Source organism: Exiguobacterium profundum, assembly GCF_001909285.1.
GTDB classification, from domain to species: Bacteria; Bacillota; Bacilli; order Exiguobacteriales; family Exiguobacteriaceae; genus Exiguobacterium; species Exiguobacterium profundum.
The window spans coordinates 322,634-339,184 of record NZ_MRSV01000001.1; the positions used below are offsets into that span (position 1 = coordinate 322,634).

At 48.0% G+C, this 16,551-nt stretch carries 13 protein-coding genes; 7 read left to right on the plus strand and 6 right to left on the minus strand.

Annotated elements, in window-relative coordinates; all coding sequences use genetic code 11:
- Positions 1-42 precede the first annotated feature (42 nt).
- Positions 43-843, plus strand: coding sequence for a formate/nitrite transporter family protein (locus BBB58_RS01815; protein ID WP_074035130.1), 801 nt, complete (start codon positions 43-45; stop codon positions 841-843).
- A 50-nt stretch (positions 844-893) separates the two neighbouring features.
- Here the strand turns inward: BBB58_RS01815 and BBB58_RS01820 are convergent, their stop codons facing one another.
- Complete coding sequence (locus BBB58_RS01820) at positions 894-2,366, minus strand: alanine/glycine:cation symporter family protein (protein ID WP_074035131.1); 1,473 nt, start codon at positions 2,364-2,366, stop codon at positions 894-896.
- Between the two features lie 387 nt (positions 2,367-2,753).
- On the opposite strand from BBB58_RS01820, the gene BBB58_RS01825 reads away from it, so the two are divergent.
- A complete protein-coding gene (locus BBB58_RS01825; protein ID WP_074035133.1) occupies positions 2,754-3,734 on the plus strand; it encodes a hypothetical protein in 981 nt (326 codons plus the stop codon).
- Positions 3,735-3,773: 39 nt separating this feature from the next.
- Here BBB58_RS01825 and BBB58_RS15110 read toward each other — a convergent pair whose 3' ends face one another.
- The 5 genes from BBB58_RS15110 to BBB58_RS01845 form a co-directional block, all read right to left on the minus strand.
- Entirely contained in the window at positions 3,774-3,941 is a 168-nt protein-coding gene (locus BBB58_RS15110; protein WP_015880321.1) for a hypothetical protein, read from the minus strand.
- A 1-nt stretch (position 3,942) separates the two neighbouring features.
- Complete coding sequence (locus BBB58_RS01830) at positions 3,943-4,146, minus strand: YwbE family protein (RefSeq protein ID WP_015880320.1); 204 nt, start codon at positions 4,144-4,146, stop codon at positions 3,943-3,945.
- 57 nt (positions 4,147-4,203) lie between these two features.
- Positions 4,204-4,542 carry a hypothetical protein gene (locus BBB58_RS01835; protein ID WP_143180208.1) on the minus strand — a complete coding sequence of 113 codons (339 nt, stop codon included), beginning with the start codon at positions 4,540-4,542 and terminating at the stop codon, positions 4,204-4,206.
- 54 nt (positions 4,543-4,596) lie between these two features.
- Positions 4,597-6,252, minus strand: a complete 1,656-nt coding sequence (locus tag BBB58_RS01840; protein ID WP_074037853.1) for a glycoside hydrolase family 13 protein — start codon at positions 6,250-6,252, stop codon at positions 4,597-4,599.
- A 132-nt stretch (positions 6,253-6,384) separates the two neighbouring features.
- Complete coding sequence (locus BBB58_RS01845; RefSeq protein WP_074035137.1) at positions 6,385-7,146, minus strand: alpha/beta hydrolase; 762 nt, start codon at positions 7,144-7,146, stop codon at positions 6,385-6,387.
- A 372-nt stretch (positions 7,147-7,518) separates the two neighbouring features.
- Here BBB58_RS01845 and BBB58_RS01850 point away from each other — a divergent pair, with 372 nt between their 5' ends.
- The 5 genes from BBB58_RS01850 to BBB58_RS01870 all read left to right on the plus strand — a co-directional run bounded on the left by BBB58_RS01850 (position 7,519) and on the right by BBB58_RS01870 (position 16,510).
- Positions 7,519-11,025 carry a DUF8508 domain-containing protein gene (locus tag BBB58_RS01850; protein WP_074035139.1) on the plus strand — a complete coding sequence of 1,169 codons (3,507 nt, stop codon included), beginning with the start codon at positions 7,519-7,521 and terminating at the stop codon, positions 11,023-11,025.
- A gap of 100 nt (positions 11,026-11,125) precedes the next feature.
- Positions 11,126-12,328 carry an NAD(P)/FAD-dependent oxidoreductase gene (locus BBB58_RS01855; protein WP_074035140.1) on the plus strand — a complete coding sequence of 401 codons (1,203 nt, stop codon included), beginning with the start codon at positions 11,126-11,128 and terminating at the stop codon, positions 12,326-12,328.
- A gap of 48 nt (positions 12,329-12,376) precedes the next feature.
- Positions 12,377-13,030 (plus strand): hypothetical protein, encoded by a 654-nt coding sequence (locus tag BBB58_RS01860; protein WP_074035141.1) that lies wholly within the window; start codon positions 12,377-12,379, stop codon positions 13,028-13,030.
- Between the two features lie 123 nt (positions 13,031-13,153).
- Positions 13,154-15,163, plus strand: coding sequence for a catalase (locus BBB58_RS01865; protein ID WP_074035142.1), 2,010 nt, complete (start codon positions 13,154-13,156; stop codon positions 15,161-15,163).
- 162 nt (positions 15,164-15,325) lie between these two features.
- Positions 15,326-16,510 carry an MFS transporter gene (locus tag BBB58_RS01870; RefSeq protein ID WP_074037854.1) on the plus strand — a complete coding sequence of 395 codons (1,185 nt, stop codon included), beginning with the start codon at positions 15,326-15,328 and terminating at the stop codon, positions 16,508-16,510.
- Positions 16,511-16,551 lie beyond the last annotated feature (41 nt).

Genomic DNA, 16,551 nt, shown 5'->3' on the forward strand with positions numbered 1-16,551 from the left:
CGTCGACCTCCTAGACTGAAAGGGTCTAAAGGAGGTTTTTTCATGGAAAAGCAAGTCGTCGATTATATGGAAGAAGCCGCATTCAAGAAATCATCATTGCTTCAACATTCATTTCCTAAATACATGTTACGATCGATAATCGCCGGTTTTTTAATCGGGATTGGAGTCGTCTTCTCATTCACCGTCGGAAACATGTTCATCGATGTCCCCGGTACGATGCTGATTGCAGGCGCCAGTTTCTCGGTGGCCCTCGTCTTCATTGTCTGGATGGGGGGAGAGTTGTTCACGAGCAACACCATGTATCTCTACACCGGTGCAAAACGAGGACGTGTCGCTTGGTTCGACCTCGCAAAGATATGGGGACTCAGTTGGGTCGGTAACTTGATTGGTGCCGTCCTGCTATCGCTTCTCGTCATCGGAGCTCACAGCATGGGTGACGTGTCGGGTGACCATTTGCTTGCTGTCGTCGCCGCGAAGAAAATCGGTGGAGACGCCCTTGCTATTTTCTTGAAAGGAATCTTATGTAACGTGCTCGTCTGTTTGGCCATCTTCATGCCACTCAAAACGAACAATGATGTCGCGAAGATTATGCTGACGATGCTTCCGGTCGTCGTATTTTTCGCCGCTGGATTCGAGCACTCGATTGCGAACATGGGCGTTTTCGCTCTCGCGCTCCACTATGTACCGTCGGACCTCGTCACCTTTAGCGGTGCCCTTTACAATCTATTCTTCGCCACACTCGGTAATATTGTCGGTGGTGCGTTGTTCGTTGCCGGAAGTTACTTGTATTTGAACAAATCGGAGACGGAACAAACCGTCAAGCCGATACGTTATCATGCATAAAAAGACAGGGACCCCGATTAGCAGGGTCCCTGTTTGTTGCATTTCACGAATTATGATTTTGAAGCGTCGGCTGCTGCTGCTTGAACAGTACCTTGTGCCACTTCGTCTTCTTCCACATCCCAGCACTCTGTATTCTCGATACCGAGTTTACGAGCCGAGAAGCGTGGGTTGAGACCTTGAGCTCGTTGCTCTTCGTAGTCTTTGAGAACTTTGAAGGCAACGCCACCGAGCAATGTGATCGCCGCGATGTTGATCAATGTCATCCCTGCCATGAAGAGGTCAGCGAGGCTCCAGACGAATCCGAGGCTTGCGACCGCTCCGATGAAGACGAATGCCATTGTCGCGAGACGGAATCCGAGGACTGCACCTTTGCTCTTCTTAATGAATTCGATGTTCGTTTCACCGTAGTAGTAGCTTCCTGCGATCGAGCTGAAGGCGAACAAGAAGACGCTGACAGCGATGAATGCTGGAGCAAGTGCTCCGATTTGCTCAGTCAATGCGTTTTGAAGAAGGACAATCCCTTCACCGTTTCCAGCAGCGTAGCTGTCTGAGAGAAGGATGATCGCTGCAGTTGCTGTACATACGATCAACGTATCCAAGAATACACCGAGTGCTTGAAGGAAACCTTGTTTCGCAGGGTGCGATACTTCAGCAGCTGCTGCTGCGTTTGGTGCAGAACCCATACCTGCTTCGTTCGAGAAGAGTCCACGGCGTACACCCATTGAGATTGCAGCACCGATTGAACCACCGACTGCTTCGTTCAAACCAAATGCGCTTTGGAAAATCATAGCGAAGACGCCTGGAAGTTCAGCGAAGTTCACAACGACAACGTAGAGTGCGATGGCAAGATAGAGAACAGCCATGACAGGTACGACGATTGCCGAGAAGTTCGCGACACGTTGTACACCACCAAAGATGACAAGACCAGTAAGAACAACCAAGATTGCTCCACCGATTGCTGCATCGATTCCGAATGCGTTATCGAATGCCGCAGCGATTGTGTTCGATTGAACAGAGTTGAAGATGAGTCCGAATGTGACAGCAATGAGAACCGCGAATACGATTCCAAGTGCACGGTTGTTTAAACCTTTTTCGATGTAGTAAGCCGGACCACCGCGGTACGCGACATCGTCTTTCACTTTGTATACTTGAGCGAGCGTGCTTTCAATCATGGCTGTCGCACCACCTAGAAGGGCGACGATCCACATCCAGAAGACCGCTCCCGGTCCACCAAGTGTGACCGCTACCGTGACCCCGGCAAGGTTACCTGTACCGATTCGAGTCGCGGCACCGATAAAGAATGATTTCATTGAAGAAATACTCTTCCCGTCTTTTGAAAGTGTAACGTCCGATTTATCTGTCACCGTACGTAACATTTCTTTTAAGTAACGGAACTGCATAAAACGTGTTCTGACCGTGAAGTAGATCCCGGCTCCAACGAGAACGGCGATCAATACGTACGACCATAAGATGTTGTTCAAAAAGTCGACGCTTCCTTGTAACATACCTTGAATCGCTTCCATGAATAAGTTCCTCCCTGTTGTGTGAATCTGAAGTTGAGAATTTTTTATGATGTCTTAGTTCTGAATTATACAAAGATTCTGACAATTATCAATAATTTTTTTATAGGTCATTTCACTCTTTTTTCACATCATATAAGCGAGATCCCTTATTTATAAGCACTTAAAGCGCTTACATAAAAATGTTTAGAAATATTAAATCATGTCTGCGCAGATACTTTTTAAAATTAAATTTCATTATTTCCAAGGATAAATCAATCACTCATCCTTTTTTATCATTTGTTTTTTCACATTTAATCTATGATTTTTTTGTTTCCCGGGTATTAACTAACTATAGCTGTCACCTTCTGTTCATCACGAAAAGTCATCTAGAAGAAAGAAGGAAGAATCATGAAAAGACATCGGAAGTGGTTATCCTGGTTTGTCGTATTGGCCTTCGTGTTGTCATTGTTGCCTATGAAGGGAAATGTGGCGGAAGCGACTAGAGAGACGCAATGGTGTGTATCTTCGACTTCTGATTCTACTATCTATGCTGGTCAAAACATTCCCATTGGAGCCGTTGATTTTGAGTTTATCGCGGAAGGCTTAAAGATTGTCATCGATTTAAATGACGGAGTGACGTTAGCCGACGTACCTGAAAACATTAAAATTGATTTTCGATTAACAAGTGAATTGCTTGAGCGCGGTAGTCCTGGCGCATATGAGTTTAAAACAAAATCCCTCGTTGATCCAACATATCTCTTAATTCCTTACGCCTCGTTAGCAAGTTATCTTGGTGTGGACGAAAGCGTTCTAAAATCAGACGGTTTCCAATTTAACGTCTTCCTCCACCTAGATACAATCGTTAATGGAGAAACGGAAACTGCTTATCCTGGTGATCCAGGTACAGGAAATCCTTGGGTACGATATGTGACACTTACCGTTGAAGACTGTACACCACCGCCACCAGAATTTGATTATGGGGTCTATACAATTGGTTTCTGGAAAAACATCTTCAATTATGAGAAAGTATCGTTCGAATATGGATCAATCGTTTATATTCAAGGAATTGCTTATGATGTCAGCACGCTTGAAGGACAGCAAGCCTTGTCCGCACTAATGACAAGCTCGTCGAAATCAATGACTGAAGAAAAACGTTTGATTATGCAATTAACAGCTGCAAAAATCAACGTACTATTGAACGATCCATCGCTCTTGAGTCTTGAGCTCATTTATAAAGACAGTGGTGTATCGACTGGCTTGACCGTGGGTGAACTATTGTCAGGTGCAGAAGTCGCTCTTTCCAACAAAAATATTGATCAAATGAAATACTATCAAAAACTTCTCGATCAGTTTAACAATGGTTATTTCGTAAACACGTTACACGATTAACAGATAAAAAAGCAGTCGCTTTTGAGGAGCGACTGCTTTTTATATACCAGTACGTTTCTTCTGGTTATTTGGTTTTTTCGTCAATTGGCTCGTCAACGGTTTCTGTTTTGTACCATGTAAACCCGTGGGAACCTTCGTTTGATTTTGCTTCTTCTCTGCCAGCTTTTGTTTCATCGCCTCTTGAAAAGATAGTTTTTTCTCACTCATCTTACTCACCTCCAGCTTCGATCACTTTCACACGACCGACCTGCCCATCGCTCAAACGCACTTTGATTCCGTGCGGATGACGTGGCGAGTTCGTCAATATATCTTGAACGACGCCTTTCGTCAGCTTTCCGCTTCGTTGATCTTGTTTTAAAACGATTTGGACGTGGAGTCCTGGGCGAATGTCAGCACGTTTCGTTCCATCCATACCCGACACCCCTTTCCATTTAGTCAATCTCTATCATATGCTCTTTTCCCTCATTTGTCACAGCCTATTCCAGATGCCAATTTGTCGCATCGTTTCTGTCATGTAACTTTGATCGGTCTGAAGCGTCTTCTTAGGAAACGGATCATGCAATCGAACGCTGACCCCTCGATGCGAAAAGGTCACATCCATGACATACTGTCCTTCCACATCACGGAGTGCGGCCGTCCCTTTCAACGAATGAAACGCCTTAGCGAACGCCTCTCCAAAATCGAGATACGCTTTCACGTAAATCGTAACGCGTCGCTCATCAATCATCAATTCCAACCGTTCGCGATCGGCACCACCAATGACCATGCGTACGACCTCGTTGTCATTAGAAAATTCAATCGTATGCATCCTCGTCCCACCCTTCATTCAAAAGAGGTACCCTCCTAGGAAGGTACCTTTCTATCATAAACGATATAACCGTGCTGCGAATGGTCGAAGCATAAACGTTTCCGTATCAATCGTCTCGGGGTCAATCTCATTCGTCATGACAAGCGTGGCGCCTGCAATTTCCGGAACGGTCACTTCTGCCGGATTGGCGGTCAAGTTGACGACCACGAAGAATCGGTTGTTCTCAAACGTACGCTCATAGACGAAGGCTTGCTTATGTTCAGGCAAGACGTCACGATAACGACCATACGTAAACGTCTCCTCAGCTCGACGAAGACGGATCATCTCCTTATAGAACGACAGAATGGAGTGCTGGTCGTTTCGCTGTGCTTCGACGTTGAGCGTCTCATACTCTTCGTGAATCGGCATCCATGGGGTCGTCGTCGAGAAACCGGCATAAGGTGAGGCATCCCACTGGATCGGTGTCCGGACGTTATCACGAGATGTGCCCCATACTTGTTGCATCGAGTCGATTTCACTCATCCCGTTCGCGATCCGTTCGAAGTACTCGTTTTTCGTCGCGACATCATCATAGTCATGAATAGATGGGAGCGGCACATTCTTCATCCCAATCTCTTGTCCTTGATAAATGAATGGTGTCCCGTGCATGAAGAAGTACATCATCCCAAGCGCCGTGGCACTTTCACGCCAATAATGATGCTCATCCCCGACGAGAGATACCGCTCGCACCATGTCATGGTTTTCAATGTATAATGCGTTCCATCCAGTTTCGCGTAACCCCTGCTGCCATTTATCGAAGATTCGTTTCAGCTCGACGACATCGAGCGGGGCAAGACGCGACCGTCGCATGATATCGACATGATCAAAGTGAAAGGCCATATTCATCGCACCATTCTCTGGTCCCATCCATTGGTCGGCTTCTTCCGGCTCAATGCCATTCGTCTCCCCAACCGTCATAATGTCGTATTTGGAGAACGTTTCTCGCTTCATCTCTTGTAGATATTCATGGATTCCATCGATATTCGAGTACATCGAAAACGCCGTAACGATCGATTTCCCGTCCGGAGAAGGTAACATCGTCTCCGTCGGCATCTTTTTAATATGACTGATCGCATCGACACGGAATCCGTCGACTCCTTTATCGAGCCACCAGTTGATCATGTCATAGACAGCCGTCCGAACTTCACGATTCTCCCAATTCAAATCGGGTTGTTTCTTCGAGAAGACGTGCAAGTAATATTGATCGGTCTGTTCATTATATTCCCAAGCGGACCCGCCAAAGATACTCGCCCAGTTACTCGGTGGCATCCCATCTTTCCCATCTCGCCAAATGTACCAATCCCGTTTCGGATTGTCTTTCGAGCTTTTCGATTCAAGGAACCATGGATGTTCGTCCGACGTATGGTTGACAACGAGGTCGAGCAACAGTTTCATCCCTCGTGCATGCACCGCCTCTAGCAAGGCATCAAAATCCTCCATCGTCCCAAACTCGTCCATAATGTCTTGATAGTCACTGATATCATATCCGTTATCATCATTTGGCGATTTGTACATCGGACAAATCCAAATGACATCAATTCCAAGGTCTTCTAAGTAATCGAGCTTTTCAATGATTCCGCGAAGATCACCGATTCCATCCCCGTTCGAATCGTTGAAACTTCGTGGATAAATTTGATAGGCGATGGCCTCTTTCCACCATACACGACTGATTTCTGTTTGTTTCGTTTGGCTGAACAACGTCTCCATACGGCACCTTGCCTCCTACAATAAGGTATGATTCACATCTACCATAGCACTAGTGCAAGCGTTTGCAAAGAATCAGCCCACAAAAAAATGCAGTTTTTACACTGCATTTTGATGGCGCGCCCCAACCTGTTCACAGAAGGTCGTGATCAGCTTCGACAAATGCTTCCAATCATGGTCCATTGTCGCGACGTGATACGAGTTTGGTAGCACCGCGTATTCTTTTGTTCCTTGTAACTGCTCAAACAACCAGATGGAGTCGGAAGGCGGCACCACGTTGTCGACAGCAGAATGGATGACATATGTCGGCACATCAACCGCTCCGACGTGCGGTCGCACCTCGTCAATCAGCGAAAGCAATTCCCGAATCGCTCTTGTAGGCACACGGTCATAGACAATCTCATATACGTCTTTTGCCAAGATGTCGGGCGCATCTTCGTCGATAAATCGACACTCGGTATCCGACGCATGACACGCATATCCTGGTACCGATAACGCGGCATTGATTGTCACAATCGCATCCGCCTTTCCTTCAAGGGCAGCCTTGAGTGCCAACGTCCCACCCATTGACTGACCGACGACGATGACCGTCTGACACGACTCGCGTAATCGCTCGATTCCTTTCGTCACACTTTTATACCAACATCGATGCGTGGAACATCGAAAGTCTTCCGGATGTGTCCCATGCCCTTTCAAGCGCGGGGCATACACCGTAAACCCTTGCTTCATCAACTCAATTCCGACGTCCTGTACACTCTGAGGTGTCCCGTTAAAGCCGTGACAAAGCAAAATACCGATTTCGTTTCCTTCATAATAAAACGCGCCTGCTCCAGGAATGACTGGGTAATTGACTGCTTTCATTAGTGCCTCCTTTAATTCCAACTTAACCGATACAATTAATTCGTATTAGAAGAGTGTAAGAGTTCTTAAGCTACTCGTCAAGTTCTTCCGACTACATTTACCTTGTAATCAAAATGTAATCATAACTTCGTGTTTAGTGGATTGAGTTCTGACGTCTGCTTGGTTATGTTTAACATGTAGTAAAAAACTTGGGAAATGAACGTGTTATTTTTGACAATACACGAATAATTTTTCAAGGAATTCGTCACAAGAAAAGTAATGTAAGCGCTATCATGTCGTTTTTTTGAAAAAGGAGGATATAAATTCACTTATTTATAACGACGCGAGTTGGGGAAATCGGATTAGACCATTACATCTAAGGGAGACTTACACATGGGGAAACCAACACAATCATTTAAGGCAGTCACTGGCCTCGCCTTATCAGCAGGACTCATCGTCAGCAGTATGACACCGATTGCGGCAAACGTAAACGCCGAGACGTTGAACGCATCAGACCTCTTCATTTCAGAGTACGTAGAAGGATCGAGCAACAATAAAGCAATCGAGTTATTCAACGGAACGAACGCGACAATCGACCTTTCCGCTTACAAAATTGAACTGTATTCAAACGGAGGTACGACTGCCGGAAATACATTGAATTTGACGGGCACACTCGCACCAGGAGCTACATATGTCATTGTGAACGGCAGTGCGTCGGACACATTGAAAGCAAAATCGGATACGACGAGCGCCGTGACGAACTTCAACGGGGATGACACGATCGTCTTGAAAAAAGGAGACACGGTTCTGGATGTCTTCGGTCAACTCGGCTTCGACCCAGGGACAAAATGGGGAACGACCGTTGCGACTGCTGACCAATCACTCATCCGTAAAGACACGGTCGCAAAGGGAGACAGTGATGGCAGTGATGCCTTCGATCCGGCTGTCGAATGGTCATCGACACCACAAGACACGTTCGACAATCTCGGGTTACATACGTTCCAAGGCGTCGAATACGGAGATGGCGGCACAACGGAGCCTCCTGCACCAATCACACCAATTTCAATTGCTGATGCACGAACAAAGGCAGAAAATGAGACGGTCACCGTAAAAGGAGTCGTCACGGCTAAATTAGCGAACACCATCTCCGTTCAAGACGCGACAGGCGGTCTGTCTATCCGTCCGACATCTCTTGCCGTCAACGTCGGAGATGAGATCGTTGTCACAGGGGTCGTCGGTTCATATCGTGAGCTTCTTCAATTGAACAATGCCGTCGTCGTCTCGAAACAGGCAGCAACACTTCCTACTGCCCAAGTCTTGACAGGGGAACAAATCAACGAGGACGTGGAATCAGAACTCGTCACCGTCAAAAATGTCACACTCACAGGTAGCGGTCAGAACTTGACGGCGACGGATGGAACAAAAGAGTTCATCGTTCGCGACGAGCGAGGCATCCTTGATTTACAGACGGATGTGAACTATTCATCGATCACAGGAATCGTTCAACAGTTTGACGATACGTACCAAATCATCCCTCGTGACCCGGCGGACACGGTTATCGATACGTCCGTTCTTCGGCCGGCTGTCGCGAAACCAGGTGCCGGTACATTCGTTGGTCCACAAGACGTGACGCTCTCGACAACGACAGCAGACGCTGAGATTTTCTATACGCTCGACGGCTCTGATCCAAAAGAGAATGGGCTTCGTTACGAAAACCCAATCCGCATTGAAAACTCGACGACATTGAAGACGGTCGTGAAAACGGGAGACACATTCAGCGCCGTCTCAACGTTCTCTTATAAGATCACAGACAAGATTCGCATTCACGACATCCAAGGTGCGAACCATACGACTCCGATGAACGGACAGACGGTTGAAGGTGTCGAAGGAATCGTCACGTCTACGTTCGTCTCAAGTGGAACGACCTATTACTTCATCCAAACGCCTGATTCGGAAGCCGATGACGATGCACGGACATCTGAAGGGATTGTCCTTTACGGCGGACGTTCGATTGCTGGCATTCAAGTCGGGGACCTCGTAAAAGTGAACGGAAAAGTGAGCGAGTACGCAATCGAAGGATATAGTGATCGCCAACAGACGGATATGAAGATGACACAAATCGATACGCGTAACGGAAAAGTTGAAGTCGTCGCGAGCGGCGTGACACTTCCGACTCCAATTACGATTGATGCCTCAAACCTTCCGACCGAGTTTATCGACAGCGATAACCTCGCCGTCTTCAACCCGGAGAAGGATGCCATCGACTTCTGGGAGAGCCTTGAAGGGATGCGCGTTCAAACGAACAACTTGAAATCGGTTGGACCACAAGAATATGGTGACTTAGTCACAGTTCTCGAAGATACGCCAACAGAGACATATAATGGCGGTGTCTTATTGAAAAAGAACGACGCGAACCCAGAACGCATTCAGTTCCGTCTCGAACCAAATGCAGAAGCTCGTGACTTCGATGTCGCGACGGGCGACCGTTTCAACGGACCGATCGTCGGTGTCGTCGGCTATTCATTCGGTAACTATAAGATTCAAGCCTCACTTGAAGACATGAAAGCTGCCTTCGTCAAAGGAGATGCGCAGCGTGAGAAGACATTCATCGAGGCAGAAGAAGATCAATTAACGATTGCATCGTATAACTTAGAGAACTTCTCGAACAACATCAAAGAAACATCAGATGAAAAGGCACTCAAACTGGCGAAAGCGTTCGTCAACGAATTGAACAGCCCTGACATCATCGGTGTGACGGAAGTACAGGACAACGATGGACAGGATAAAGGGGCAGGTTCTGCCGCTGACCAGAGCTATCAGCGCTTAATCGATAACATTGTCGCTGTCGGTGGGAAGACATATAAATACGTCAACATCGACCCAGAGAACAACCAAGACGGTGGTGCACCGGATGCCAACATCCGTGTCGGCTTCTTGTACGATCCTGAGCGCGTGTCATTGACGGAGGGAATGCCTGCCGGTGACGCGACGACGGCCGTCGGATACGCTGACGGGAAATTGACGCACAATCCGGGACGTATCGATCCGACGAACGAAGCGTTCGATCGTTCACGTAAACCATTGGCTGCTCAATTCGACTTCCAAGGCGAGAACGTCATCGTGATCGCGAACCACTGGAACTCAAAAGGTGGTGACACCGGCTTCTTCGGGTCACAACAACCGGTCGTACTCGGAAGTGAAGTGCAACGTAAGAAAATCGCACAAGTCGTCCACAACTTCGTCGCAGACGTGAAGACGAAGAATCCAGAAGCGAATGTTGTAGCACTTGGTGACTTCAACGATTTCGAATTCTCGGATGCGCTCCAAATCTTTAAAGGTGACTTGATGACGAACATGGTCGAGAAAGTTCCTGCTGTCGACCGCTACTCGTATGTGTATCAAGGGAACTCACAAGTACTCGATCATATCCTCGTCTCGAACCGCTTGGCCGCTTCTACGAAAATTGACATGATTCACGTCAACTCGGACTTCACTGAGATGTCAGGGCGTGCGAGTGACCATGATCCAGTACTTGCACAAATCGACTTCACACCGGAACCAGAAGTGGAATTGACGCGTTACACTGTAGAAAACCATAAAGCTGCTCGCCTCGTCCTTCAAGAGGATTACATCGGCGTGACAATCGGAAAAGGCACGAACTTTAAAAACGGTATCTTCGTTCGTGGCGTATACACGGAATTGACAGGAGAACCGTTGAAAAATGTCGTCGTTCAAGTGAAACCGAAAGAAGCCGGTGCCATCATCGACTTCAAAGGCGCGACGGTAAAAGAAGTAATCGTTGACGGGAAAAACCTTGCTGAGATTCGTGGGGCGAAACATGTCCAACGCATCACATATACGAAAGGTGCTTCTCCTTCATCAATCATCATCAAGAAATAACATGTTGAACCGCAGACACATCGTCTGCGGTTTTTTGGTTTCACCTCTCTTGAAGCGGGGATAAAGAGGAAGATACTGAATATCATGGAGGATGAGACCGATGGAATTGTATAACGGAGATTTATATTGGCCAACGACCGAATCAGAGGATGTCGTGTTAGAAAGACCTGACAAAAAAGAGCATTACGACGTACTCGTCATCGGAGCCGGCATGTCTGGAACGTTGACGGCCTATACGCTTCAGCAGGATGGAGTCGATTTTGCGGTGCTCGATGGGCGAAAAGTCGGTACAGGAAGCACATCAGCAAATACCGGTTTAATTCAATATTCAAATGACATCATGTTACATGAACTTGCAGAAAAAATTGGAGAAGCGGCAGCGGTACGCTTCTATCAATTATGTCTCGACGCGGTCGAATCGCTCGACCAGGTGGCGAAAGATGTCGATGCATCCGATATATATATTCGACGGGACAGCCTTTGTTTTGCGAGTGAAGAGGACGATGTTGCCAAATTGCAACGTGAGTATGAGATGCTAGCCAAACACGGTTTTGATGTAGAGTGGTTGGATCGTGAGGCACTACGTGAACGCTTCCCATTTGAAAAACCGGCGGCCCTCATCACAAAAGGCGATGCCGAGGTCAATCCGCTCACGCTCAGTCGTCAAATCATCCGCCATTTATCAAAACAACACGTCCCGATTTTTGAAGAGACGTCGGTGGATGAGGTCGTGTCTGATGGTGATGGATGGATTGTGTTCACCTCGAACGGGACATTTAAAGCGAATAAAGTCATCTTTGCGACAGGTTATGGGCCAGCTCCGCTACTCGACTCCCATCGGATCGATTTGAATCGCTCATACGCCATCGCAACGAATCCAATCGCCGAATTCAGCGAATGGGAAGGACGCGCGCTCATTTGGGAGACGAAACGACCATATCTCTATCTACGCACGACTCCGGACGGGCGAATTATCGCGGGTGGGCTTGACGAAGACCAGGCCGAAACGCCGCACGATGAGGCGCTCATGAACGATCGGGCGGAACGAGTGAAAGAAAAAATCGCCGAGCTCTTCCCGATGTATGACCTAGAAGTCGATTATGCTTGGGTCGCCTTGTTTGGAGAGTCGGTGGACCAACTCCCGTTCATCGGGGAGCACCCGAATCGACCGAACTTGTTTTACTTGCTCGGATATGGGGGAAATGGGACCGTGTATAGCATGCTTGGCTCTCGTATTTTGAGTGCTCTCGTTCGTGGTCAGTCGCATCCCGATGCGGACCTCGTTCGTTTAGATCGAACGTAATCCTCGACATTTTGGGGATTGTTACATAATTGAAGGAGTGTTTTTGGATTGAAGAAAAAAAGAAAATCAAACAGGGTGTACCGACTACGTCGTCTTGCCGTATTCCTTGTCCCTCTCGGTTGCGCCTTCTGGTTTTGGCCACAGGAATCCGTCCCCACGACGCAGTTAAAGGCTGAACAAGCATCCATTTCCGAGGAAATATATACGATTGAAGAACGTACTCCCATTGAAGAAGACGGTATCACTCGGTTCGAATATGATATCGTCGTACATGGTGAACCGAGTACGGATGAGCTTCAATCTGTCAGCCATGACGTCATCGATGACGTGAAACAGTCTGATCAGTTCCAGGCCGCCTTGTTACGATTTTATGATGATGCTGCCTATATCGGGACGGAACCGCCACTTGGTGAAGCCGTATTCGCTCCGGAAGGCGACTATGCACTTGCAGACTGGGTGGAACCCGGTCAAACAGACGAGATGATGTTCGGTTGGCAACTTCGAGAAAAAGAATGGGCGACCAAATTGACCGATGCAGAGATTCAAATTTGGAGGTCATGGCAAAATCAATATACGAAACAAAATCCTGACGACCCCGATGCGAAAGCGAAAGTAACACGCATCATTGCCACAAAATACGAACTCGACCCAAAAACGGTACAACAAATCGTATTGAAACAACATGTGTGGGCCGCGTTATAAATATTTGTGTGAAATCTCTCTTTTTTGAAAAAGAGGGATTTTTTTATTGGCGTTAGGGAACACCGATACAGTAGGTCAAAACGCGACTTACGACGGTCAGTCATACTTAAGGGAGGCAATCACATGGGGAACAAGAAAGAAGAGCAGTTAAAACAACATACGATTGATAACGAACAACAAGCTGGCTTGACGACAAACCAAGGTCTGAAGATGGCGGAAGACGAATTCTCGCTGAAAGCAGGACGTCGTGGTCCGACATTGATCGAGGATTTCCATTTCCGCGAAAAGATGACCCACTTCGACCATGAACGGATTCCGGAACGAATCGTCCACGCGCGCGGCGTCGGGGCACACGGGGAGTTCCAGGTGTATGAACCGCTCGCCGAGTTCACAAAAGCGAACTTTTTGAATGACCCTTCGAAGACGACACCGGTATTCGTCCGTTTCTCGACCGTCCAAGGCTCACGCGGGTCCGCGGATACGGTACGTGACGTCCGTGGTTTTGCGACGAAGTTCTATACAGACGAAGGGAACTATGATTTAGTCGGAAACAACATTCCGGTCTTCTTTATCCAAGATGCCATCAAGTTCCCTGACCTCGTTCATGCCGTGAAGCCTGAACCACATACGGAAGTGCCGCAAGGGGGAAGCGCGCACGATACGTTTTGGGATTTCGTCGGACAAAACCATGAAACAGCCCATATGGTCATGTGGGCAATGAGTGACCGGGGGATTCCGCGTAGTCTACGCATGATGGAAGGATTCGGGGTGCATACGTTCCGTCTCGTAAATGCGGAAGGAAAAGCGCATTTCGTCAAATTCCATTGGAAACCGAAGCTCGGGGTTCATTCACAAGTATGGGACGAAGCCCAAAAGGCAGTCGGGAAAAACGCTGACTTCCACCGTGTCGACTTGTATGAAGCCATCAATAAAGGCGACTATCCGGAATGGGAGCTCGGCCTGCAGCTGATCCCGGAAGAAGACGAGTTCAACTACGACTTCGACATCTTAGACCCGACCAAACTGTGGCCGGAAGAAGAGATTCCAGTGAAACTCGTCGGGAAGATGACACTCAACCGGAACGTCGACAACTTTTTCGCGGAAACCGAACAAGTCGCCTTCCACCCGGGTCATCTCGTCCCAGGAATCGACTTCTCGAACGATCCGCTCTTACAAGGTCGTCTGTTCTCGTATACGGACACGCAGCTTTCACGTCTCGGTGGACCAAACTTCCACCAGATCCCAATCAACAAGCCCGTCTGTCCTTTCCACAACAACCAGCGGGACGGGATGCATCAAATGGCCGTCCACAAAGGTCAGACGAGCTACCATAAAAATGCGCTCAACAATAATCAGCCGGAACCTGTGCCAGCCGATCAAGGTGGATTTGAGCACTATCAAGAGAAAATCGATGGACATAAGATTCGGGGACGTAGCGACAGCTTCCTTGATTTCTATTCACAGGCGAAACTCTTCTATAACAGCATGACCGATGTCGAAAAACAACACATCCAAGATGCCTGCAGTTTTGAGCTCGGAAAATGTGAGTCGGACATGGTGAAAGAGAATGCCGTCGATTTATTGAACCGCATCGATCGTCATCTCGCTGAAGTCGTCGCCGACAACTTAGGAGTACATGTGCCAGAAGAGAACAACGAGGTCAAGTCAGATAAGACGTCCCCTGCCCTCTCGATGGCGAACACAATCAAAAAGCCCGATACGAAGAGCGTCGCCCTTCTCCTTGCCGGTGACGTGGATGCGAATCAGGTGAAACAGTGGGTGCAGACGCTCGCCGATCACAACGTCAACTACAGCCTTGTCGGCAAGAAGGCGTATATGCTTGGTGACTTGAAAGTGAAGGAGACGTACGATACGGTCGACTCGAGCCTCTTCGATGCCGCCTTCTTGGTGAGTGCCGCGACGACTGTCGAGGATGATGTGCTCGAATTTATCGAGAACACGTACAAGCACTATAAACCGCTCGCTCTACACGTACACCATAAAGAGGCACTCGCCACATGCCGCGTGAAGCAAGATCAACCTGGTGTCTTCACGTTTGACGAGCATAACCTCGATGGATTCAATGCGTTCATCGATGGGATTGCGACTGCCCGCTTCTGGGACCGTGCCTAACGATATTACTTGACTCGACTCGATTTCCGAGTCGAGTTTTTTCATGTCTGCCATTCACTGCATGTAATGCATCATCTCAGACAATCTTAATTTGATTTGGTATACTCTTTTAGTTATGTTTATTAACTATTCGAATTTGAAGAAAAGGAGACGTCACGTATGATGCAACAACCTATTCAAAAACTTTGGACGAGAGACTTTTTAATCATCTCGCTCATCAACTTTTTCCTGACGCTCATCTTTTTCTTATTGATGGTCACCATCGGGGTGCATGCCGTCGAGTCGTACGGGGCGACCACGAGTCAAGCGGGACTCGTCACCGGCATCTTCATCATCGGGACGCTGACCGGGCGCTTGTTCATCGGTCGACTGATCGATTCGATTGGTCGGAAGAAGACACTATATATCGGGCTCGTCTTTTTCACCGCCACGATTTTATTGTACTTCGTCCATTGGGGTGTCGGTTTCTTATTGCTGACACGGTTCGTACACGGGCTCGGGATGGGATTGTCGAGTACGGCAACTGGAACTATCGTCGCGCAAGTCATTCCTGCAACACGAAAAGGTGAAGGGATCGGTTACTACAGCATGAGTTCTACTCTGGCGACAGCCATCGGGCCCTTCGTCGGATTACTTCTCAGCCAACACACGAGCTTCACCGTCATCTTCGCTCTTTGCTTTGTGATCGGGGTCATCAGTTTGGCGAGCACGTTCTTTGTGAATGTGCCTGAGGTCGACGCACCTGAAGTCGTACGTGGATTCTCTTTAAAATCGTTCGTCGAACCAAAAGCGCTACCGATCGCCTTGATTATCGGGATGGCCGCACTAAGCTACTCGAGTGTCTTGTCCTATATCAACTTCTATGCGAGTGAACTCGACTTGATCGAGGCGGCGAGCATCTTCTTCCTCGTCTATTCGGTCGCAGTCCTATTATCACGACCGATCACAGGAAAGTTGATGGACGCGCGTGGAGCGAACGTCGTCATGTATCCGGCAATCGCCATCTTCGCGATTGGACTGCTCGTGCTCAGCCAGGCGAACAGCGGTTGGATGCTTCTACTTGCCGGTGCGTTAATCGGATTAGGCTTCGGGAATATCCAATCCGGGACTCAAGCAATCGCCGTCAAGGCCTCTCCACCCCACCGAATGGGGATGGCGACATCGACCTTCTTCATCGCACTTGATGCCGGTCTAGGGTTTGGTCCTTATTTCATCGGGTTGTTGATTCCATTGACGGGCTTCTCGACACTTTATTTGATTCTTTCAGGCGTCGTTCTCTTTACCATTTTCTTGTATTACGTCATGAATGGACGGAACGAACAAAAACAACTGAACGAAGCTGCTTGACGGGGTGTACGTACATCCCGTCTTTTTTTGAAAGTTCACAC